The organism is Anaerococcus porci (genome assembly GCF_034090325.1).
Lineage (GTDB): Bacteria > Bacillota > Clostridia > Tissierellales > Peptoniphilaceae > Anaerococcus > Anaerococcus porci.
Window position 1 is genome coordinate 65408 of record NZ_JAXDSU010000008.1, and the last position, 8284, is coordinate 73691.

Below are 8284 nucleotides of genomic sequence, written 5' to 3' on the forward strand. Positions count from 1 at the left end.
TTTATTTTTTGTAGTATAGAAGTTAATTCATTAAAATTGTTTTCATGATTGTACTTGATCTGTGAAAATATTAAAGGGGAATATTCACATTTTAAAAATATATTTATAAAATAACAAAATATCCCTAAATTTCAATATTTATTGACAATCACTAAAAATAATAATATCATATCAATAAATAGATATCGTTTACCTAAGGAGGGTGATAAAAATGATGGAAAAGATTCAAAAGTTTGGAGGAGCGATGTTTACCCCAGTAATGTTATTTGCAGTATCTGCAGTACTTATTGGATTTGGAATATTGTTTACAAATGAACAAATATTAGGATCTATCGCAGCTGAGGGTACATTTTGGCGTGGTTTTTGGGATATGATTCTAAATGGTGGTTGGACAGTATTTAACCAATTGCCGCTATTATTTGCGGTTTCGTTACCTATTGGACTTGCTAGCAAACAAAATGCAAGAGCATGTATGGAATCGTTAGTTATATACTTAATTTTCAATTATTATGTAGCTTCAATACTTGGAACTTGGGGGAGTGTTTTTGGTGTAGATTATTCATTAGAAGCTGGAGCTGATACGGGGCTTGCAAGTGTTGCTAATATTAAAACTTTAGATATGGGTATGATGGGAGCCTTACTAATTTCAGGATTAGCAATTTTTCTACATAACAGATATTTTGACACAAGGCTTCCTGAATGGTTAGGTGTTTTTAGAGGTTCTGCTTTTGTAGTAGGACTTGGTTTTATAGTAATGATTCCAGTGGCAGTCCTTGCGTGTTTTATTTGGCCTAAGATTCAAATGATTATTACATCATTCCAAGGATTTGTAACAAATGCAGGTGGACTAGGTGTTTGGATATTTATCTTACTCGAAAGATTACTTATACCATTTGGGCTCCACCACTTACTTTATGCACCAATTTATTATGATTCAGTATTGGTATCTGGTGGTATATATGCCGCGTGGGCAAAAGCTTTGCCAGAAATAGCAGCAAGTTCTAAACCACTTATAGAACTTGCACCATTTGCAGCCTTCACTTCAACAGGATGGTCAAAGTTATTTGGCTGTGTTGGTATAGCACTTGCCTTTTATAAGACAGCTAAACCTGAAAATAAAAAGAAAGTAGCAGGACTTTTAATACCGGTTACAATATCAGCTGTTATGTGTGGTGTTACAGAACCTATTGAGTATACATTCTTATTTATAGCTCCACCATTATTTATAGTTCATGCTATCTTAGCTGCATGTCTATCAACAATAATGTACTTCTTTGGAGTTATAGGAATATTCTCGGGAGGTGCCATAGAAATGGCGTCGCTTAACTGGATACCACTTATGGCTAACCATTGGCCAGCTTATGTTAAGATGTTAATAATCGGAATAGTAGCTATTGGAGTTTGGTATTTAGTATTTAAATTCTTAATTGAGAAGTTTGATTTTAAAACTCCAGGTAGGGAAGTTAAATCTGATGTAAAACTTTATAATAAAAAAGACTATAGAGAAAAGAATACAAATAAAAAGTCTCAAGCTAACGAATTTCAAGTAATGGCTGATGAAATCCTAATAGGACTTGGTGGGGCAGAAAATATTAAAGATTTTACAAATTGCGTTACAAGACTAAGGGTAAATGTCAATGATCCAGAAAAAATAATGGAAAATGATTATTTTAAGGAAATAGGAACTTACGGAACAAGTAGAAATGGCAAATCAGTCCATGTTATAGTTGGGACAAATATTCAATATGTGGCAGATGAATTTGGAAAAATACTAGAAGAAAATTAAGGAGAGAAAAATGAAAAAATATGCTATAACTATTGCAGGTGGTGGATCTACATTTACACCGGGAATGATTCTAATGCTTATGGACAACCTTGATAGGTTTCCAATAAGAGCTATTAAGCTTTATGATAACGATAAAGAAAGACAGGATAAAATTGGTAATGCCTTTGATATATTCATGAGGGAAAGACATCCGGATATTGAATTTATCCACACCCTAGACCCTGAAGAAGCCTTTACTGATATTGATTTTGTTATGGCTCAAATAAGGGTTGGTAAGTATGAAATGAGATCAAAAGATGAGAAAATTCCTCCAAAATATGGTGTTATAGGGCAAGAAACTTGTGGGCCAGGTGGAATAGCTTACGGTCTTAGATCAATAGGCGGGGTTATAGAAATCCTTGACTATATGGAAAAATACTCACCAGATGCTTGGATGCTTAATTATTCAAATCCTGCAGCTATAGTTGCAGAAGCAACAAGAAGATTAAGACCTGACTCAAAGATTATAAATATATGTGATATGCCAATTGACTTAATGTATAAGATGGCAGATATGGTTGGATTAAGCCACTGGAAAGATCTCGACTTTTCATACTATGGACTTAACCACTTTGGTTGGTTTACAGATATAAGAGATCAAGAAGGAAATGACTTAATGCCACAAATTAAAGAACATGTTTCTAAAAATGGTTTTGCAGATGGAATAGGAACAGCTCAACATCTAGATGAATCATGGGTTGAAACATTTACAAAGGCAAAAGATGTATATGCCCTAGATCCAGAAACAATTCCAAATACTTACCTAAAATACTACCTATATCCAGACTTCGTAATGGAGCATACAGATATTAAGCACACCAGGGTAGATGAAGTTAAAGAAGGTAGAGAAAAAGAAGTATTTGGTCTATGTAATACTATTACCGAAAGAGGAACAGCAGAAGGTATAGACTTTGAAATAGACGCTCACGCATCATATATAGTAGACTTAGCTATAGCATTAGCTGAAAATACAAAAGAAGTATTCTTGCTAATAGTTCCAAATGATGGGGCAATTTCAAATTTTGATCCGACAGCTATGGTAGAAGTTCCATGTATTGTTGATAAAACTGGGTATAAGAAAATTTGCCAAGGAAAAATTCCACAATTTCAAAAAGGTATGATGGAAGAGCAAGTATCTGTGGAAAAACTTGCAGTAGAAGCTTGGATTGAAGGATCTTACCAAAAATTATGGCAAGCACTTACACTTTCAAAGACAGTTCCAAGTGCAAAAGTTGCAAAGCTTATTTTAGATGACTTAATCAATGCTAATAAAGATTATTGGCCAGAGTTAAAATAATTAAATTTTTTGAAAATTAGAATAATATAGGAAATAAAAATCCTAGTAGCAGTATAATGTTACTAGGATTTTTTGGAGGTTCCATGACAATAGAAAAATTGATAAGTAAAAATAAAAAAAAGCTAAGTCAAACTGACCTAACGATTGCAGAGTTTATATTAAATAATAAAGGGGTGTTAGACCAATCTATTAATGATTTGGCAAAACTATGCTTTACATCAAGGACAAGTGTACTAAGATTTTCTAAAAAACTAGGATTTAATGGATATAGTGAACTTAAATTTTATATCAATAAGGATAGAAATGCTGAAAGCATAGATGAAAGTAAAATTAAAGAAGACTTAAGTGAAATTTTTGAAAAACTTATTAATACTAACAATATCTTTATATACGGCAATGGACAATATGAAGAAGTTTTGTGTTCTTCCATTAAACTATATTTAAAAGATTTTGGTCAATTTTCAGAGAGTTATCAGGGAAGGGATGAACTATCAACCTTTAATAAGAAATTATTAGAAAATTCGACAATATTTGTAATAGATTTATCAAAAGATCAGTATGCTCTAGAGCTTTTGTCAATAATATCAAATATAGATTGTCTAAAGATTCTTATAAGCGATGGAATTAAGAATGCATTTCTTTGTGATTATTTTATAAATTTAGAAAAAATTCATGATAAGAGTTTAAATCTAATAACAAAAAATTTAGGGAAGATAGAAGATTTTTTTAAAAAATATAGAGAATTTAGGATAAGTAATGAAAGTTAGTGATTTAGTAAAAGAATCTTATGAAAATTTAGATAGTAAAGATATAGAACTATTTTCTTATATAACTCAAAATAAGGATGATTTTGTAGAAAAGAACTTAAAAGACTTTTCTAAAAATACAAAATTTTCAACAAGCTCTATAGTAAATTTAGCTAAAAAATTAGGACTTGATGGTTACTCAGAACTTAAGTATCTAATAAAGTGGGAAGATGGGAAAATTGTAGATTTTGATGAAAACGAAATAGAGTTTACCTATAATGACATTTTAATAAGTATGAATATGATTAAAAATAGAAATCTCGACTTTTTATTTGAAAATCTAGACAAGGCTGAAAACATATATGTAATTTATTCAGGCTTTATCCAAAGGAATCTTGCCCAAGAGCTTAAAAGAAATTTTCTTAATATAGGAAAAATTATAATTATCATTGATGCAAGAAGAGATATAGCCTTAATTAATGAGAATATAAAAGAAAAAGATATTATATTTGCCTTATCTTTTTCAGGAGATAATAAGCTAGTTATAAACTTTTTAAATAATATTAAGAAAAAAGTCTTTGTTGTATCAATTACAAAGCTTTCTAATAATAAACTTTCAAAGATATCTGATGTAAATTTAAACTTTATATCTCATGAGGTCTATAGGTATGAAAAAAACACATCCATATCTCCAGTAAGTCAATATTATGTTATTATAGATTTTTTAGTTCTTAAATATATCAATTATAAAAGTAAAAAAAAGACTTCATAAAGTAAAATATTTGATAAATTAGAAAAATATGACTCTTTCTTTATAAATAATTATATGGACTATATCTTAGTAAATACCTTTATAAATAGCTATGATTAAGATTTTTTTAATAATTTATAGACATTCAAAAATCAATTATTAAGTTTTGTAAAATAAATAAAAAGAAATATTTTATTAAAGTGTTTCAAATATTTGACATTAGAGACATTAGATAGTAAAATTAATAAGGATTGGCATAAGGTCAGTCCTATTAATTATCATTAAAAAATTTAAAAGAAAAGGAGGTGCATTATGCCTACAATTAACCAACTTGTTAGAAAAGGTAGAAAGACAATTAAAGAAAAGTCAGCTACACCAGCTTTAGGTTACAACTTCAATACACTTAAAAGAAGACAAACTAAGGTTCAATCACCACAAAAACGTGGAGTTTGTACTTCAGTAAGAACAGTAACACCTAAAAAGCCTAACTCAGCTTTAAGAAAAGTTGCCAGAGTTAGACTTACAAATGGAGCAGAAGTTCTTTCTTATATACCAGGAATTGGACACAACCTTCAAGAACACTCAGTTGTACTTATAAGAGGAGGAAGAGTAAAAGACCTTCCAGGTGTTAGATACCATATTATAAGAGGTACTCTTGATACAGCAGGAGTAGAAGGAAGAAAACAAGGTAGATCTAAATACGGAGCTAAAAAAGGCGAATAATTAGTATTTAGATGTAGTGCATAATGTACTAAGCTTAAAATAAAGTATATGTGCACACAAACGGCTTTAAGGTCGTTTAAGGCCTTAGGGTCGAGTACTAAAGATATTACTAAATTGGTAAAGGAGGGAAGCAAAGTGTCAAGAAAAGGACATATACCAAAAAGAGAGGTAATGCCAGATGCTAAGTATAACGATAGAGTTGTAACAAAACTTATCAACAACGTTATGCTTGACGGTAAAAAAGGTGTTGCTACAAAAATAGTTTACGATGCTTTCGATATAGTTGGAGAAACTTCTGGAAATGATCCATTAGAAGTATTCTACCAAGCTTTAGAGAATGTTATGCCAACACTTGAAGTTAAAGCAAGAAGAATTGGTGGTGCAAACTATCAAGTTCCTATGGAAGTTAGACCAGAAAGAAGACAAACTTTAGGCTTAAGATGGTTAGTTAATTTCTCAAGAGCTCGTGGTGAAAAAACTATGGTTGAAAGATTATCTAAAGAAATCTTAGACGCATCAAATAATGCTGGTGCAAGTGTTAAACGTAAAGAAGAAATGCACAGAGCTGCAGAAGCTAATAAAGCTTTCGCACACTATAGATATTAGGGGGATCGATGGCAAGAGATGTCTCATTAAAAGAAACCAGAAATATAGGTATCATGGCTCATATCGATGCTGGTAAAACAACAGTAACAGAAAGAATGTTATTTTATACTGGTAAGATATATAAAATAGGTGATACTCACGATGGTACAGCAGTAATGGATTCCATGGAGCAAGAAAAGGAAAGAGGAATCACAATAGGATCTGCTGCTACAACATGTTACTGGAATAATCACAGAATTAACATCATAGATACACCAGGTCACGTTGACTTTACTGTAGAGGTTGAAAGATCTCTAAGGGTACTAGATGGTGCTGTTGCCTTATTTGATGCCAAAAGTGGTGTAGAACCACAATCAGAAACAGTTTGGAGACAAGCTGATAAATATGATATTCCAAGATTTTGTTTTATAAATAAGATGGATGCCACAGGTGCTGACTTTTTCATGTCTGTAGATACTATCAAAGAAAAGTTAAAAGCAAATGCTGTACCTATAGAAATACCTATAGGAGCAGAATCTGAATTTGAAGGTGTAGTTGACCTAGTAACAATGGAATCTGTAACATACAATACAGAAGATTTAGGAGCACACCCAATCAAAGGCGAAATCCCAGATAATTTGAAAGAAAAAGCAGAAGAGTACAGATCTAATCTTTTAGAAGAATTGTCAGAAATTGATGATACAATCATGATGAAATATCTAGAAGGTGAAGAAGTAACTGAAGATGAAATGAAAGCTGCTATAAGAAAGGGAACAATCGAAAAGAAAATATTCCCATGTCTATGTGGATCCGCATACAAAAATAAGGGTGTTCAAGCACTACTTGATGCAATAGTTGATTACATGCCAAGTCCACTTGATATTCCAGATGTCCAAGGTACAGATCCAAAAGATGAAGAAAAAGTTATTGAAAGACACCCTGGAGATGAAGAGCCTCTTTCTGCTTTAGCATTTAAAGTAGTAACTGATCCATATGTAGGTAAGTTAATTTATGTAAGAATCTATTCAGGAGTTATAGAATCAGGTTCATACATCTATAATGCAACAAAGGGTAAAAGAGAAAGAGTTGGAAGAATACTACAAATGCACTCTAACAAACAAGAGGAAATCGAAACAGGTTATTGTGGAGATATTGTAGCTCTTCTAGGACTTAAAAATACAACAACAGGAGATTCTTTATGTGTTCAAGATGATCCAATCATTCTTGAAAATATGGAATTTCCAGACCCAGTTATCTCGGTAGCCATTGAACCAAAAACAAGAGCTTCACAAGATAAGATGGCTTTAGGACTTCAAAAACTTGCTGAAGAAGATCCAACATTTGTTACTAAGACAGATGAAGAAACAGGACAAACAATAATTTCAGGAATGGGAGAATTACACCTTGAAATTATCGTAGATAGACTGCTTCGTGAATTTAAAGTAGAAGCAAATATAGGTAATCCACAAGTAGCATATAGAGAATCTATAACAGCTCCTGCAGAAGCACAAGGTAAATTTGTAAGACAATCTGGTGGTTCTGGTCAATATGGTGACGTTGTTCTTAGAATTATGCCTGGCGAAGAAGGCTCAGGAATTACATTTGAATCCAAAATTGTTGGAGGAGCAATTCCTAAAGAATATATTAAACCAGTTGAAGAAGGTGTTAGGGAAGCAGCTACTCAAGGTATACTTGGTGGATATCCAATGGTTGATATGCATGTAGAAGTATTTGATGGTTCATACCACGAAGTAGACTCATCAGAAGTAGCTTTCCACGTAGCAGGTTCTATGGCTCTTAAAAATGCAGTAGCTAAGGCTAAACCAATATTACTTGAACCAATGGAAAAAGTAGAAATTACAACACCTGATGAATACCTAGGAGATGTAATGGGAGATGTTTCATCAAGAAGAGGTAAGATTGATGGAATGAATCCTAAAGATGGAATCCATGTGCTAAATGCATTCATTCCACTTTCAGAAATGTTTGGATATGCAACAGACTTAAGAAGTAAAACTCAAGGTAGGGCAACATATTCAATGACATTTGACCACTATGCACAAGTACCTGAAAGTGTAAAAGAAGAAGTATTAAATAAATAAAACAAACAGGAGGATGAAATGAGTAAAGAAACATTTGAAAGAAGTAAACCACATATTAATATTGGTACAATAGGACACGTTGACCATGGTAAAACAACAACAACAGCAGCAATCACATTAGTATTAAATAAAAAATACGGAACAGGTGAATCAATTGATTATGATAAAATCGATAAAGCTCCAGAAGAGAGAGAAAGAGGAATCACAATCAACACATCTGTAGTAGAATATGAAACACCAAACAGACACTATGCA

At 32.1% G+C, this 8284-nt stretch carries 8 protein-coding genes; all 8 read left to right on the plus strand.

Annotated elements, in window-relative coordinates; translation table 11 throughout:
* Positions 1-211: 211 nt before the first annotated feature.
* Entirely contained in the window at positions 212-1786 is a 1575-nt protein-coding gene (locus SOR60_RS01400; protein ID WP_320595009.1) for an alpha-glucoside-specific PTS transporter subunit IIBC, read from the plus strand.
* A 10-nt stretch (positions 1787-1796) separates the two neighbouring features.
* Entirely contained in the window at positions 1797-3122 is a 1326-nt protein-coding gene (locus tag SOR60_RS01405; RefSeq protein WP_154541251.1) for a 6-phospho-alpha-glucosidase, read from the plus strand.
* Positions 3123-3205: 83 nt separating this feature from the next.
* A complete protein-coding gene (locus SOR60_RS01410) occupies positions 3206-3889 on the plus strand; it encodes a MurR/RpiR family transcriptional regulator (RefSeq protein ID WP_320595010.1) in 684 nt (227 codons plus the stop codon).
* Positions 3879-4640 carry a MurR/RpiR family transcriptional regulator gene (locus tag SOR60_RS01415; RefSeq protein ID WP_320595011.1) on the plus strand — a complete coding sequence of 254 codons (762 nt, stop codon included), beginning with the start codon at positions 3879-3881 and terminating at the stop codon, positions 4638-4640. The genes SOR60_RS01410 and SOR60_RS01415 overlap by 11 nt, the downstream gene beginning before the upstream one ends.
* A 291-nt stretch (positions 4641-4931) precedes the next feature.
* Entirely contained in the window at positions 4932-5342 is a 411-nt protein-coding gene (gene rpsL / locus SOR60_RS01420) for a 30S ribosomal protein S12 (protein ID WP_154541245.1), read from the plus strand.
* Between the two features lie 135 nt (positions 5343-5477).
* Complete coding sequence (gene rpsG / locus SOR60_RS01425; RefSeq protein ID WP_176269672.1) at positions 5478-5948, plus strand: 30S ribosomal protein S7; 471 nt, start codon at positions 5478-5480, stop codon at positions 5946-5948.
* Between the two features lie 8 nt (positions 5949-5956).
* Complete coding sequence (gene fusA, locus SOR60_RS01430) at positions 5957-8029, plus strand: elongation factor G (protein ID WP_154541241.1); 2073 nt, start codon at positions 5957-5959, stop codon at positions 8027-8029.
* 18 nt (positions 8030-8047) lie between these two features.
* Positions 8048-8284 (plus strand): GTP-binding protein (locus SOR60_RS01435; RefSeq protein ID WP_320595012.1); only part of this gene is annotated, 237 nt, incomplete at its 3' end.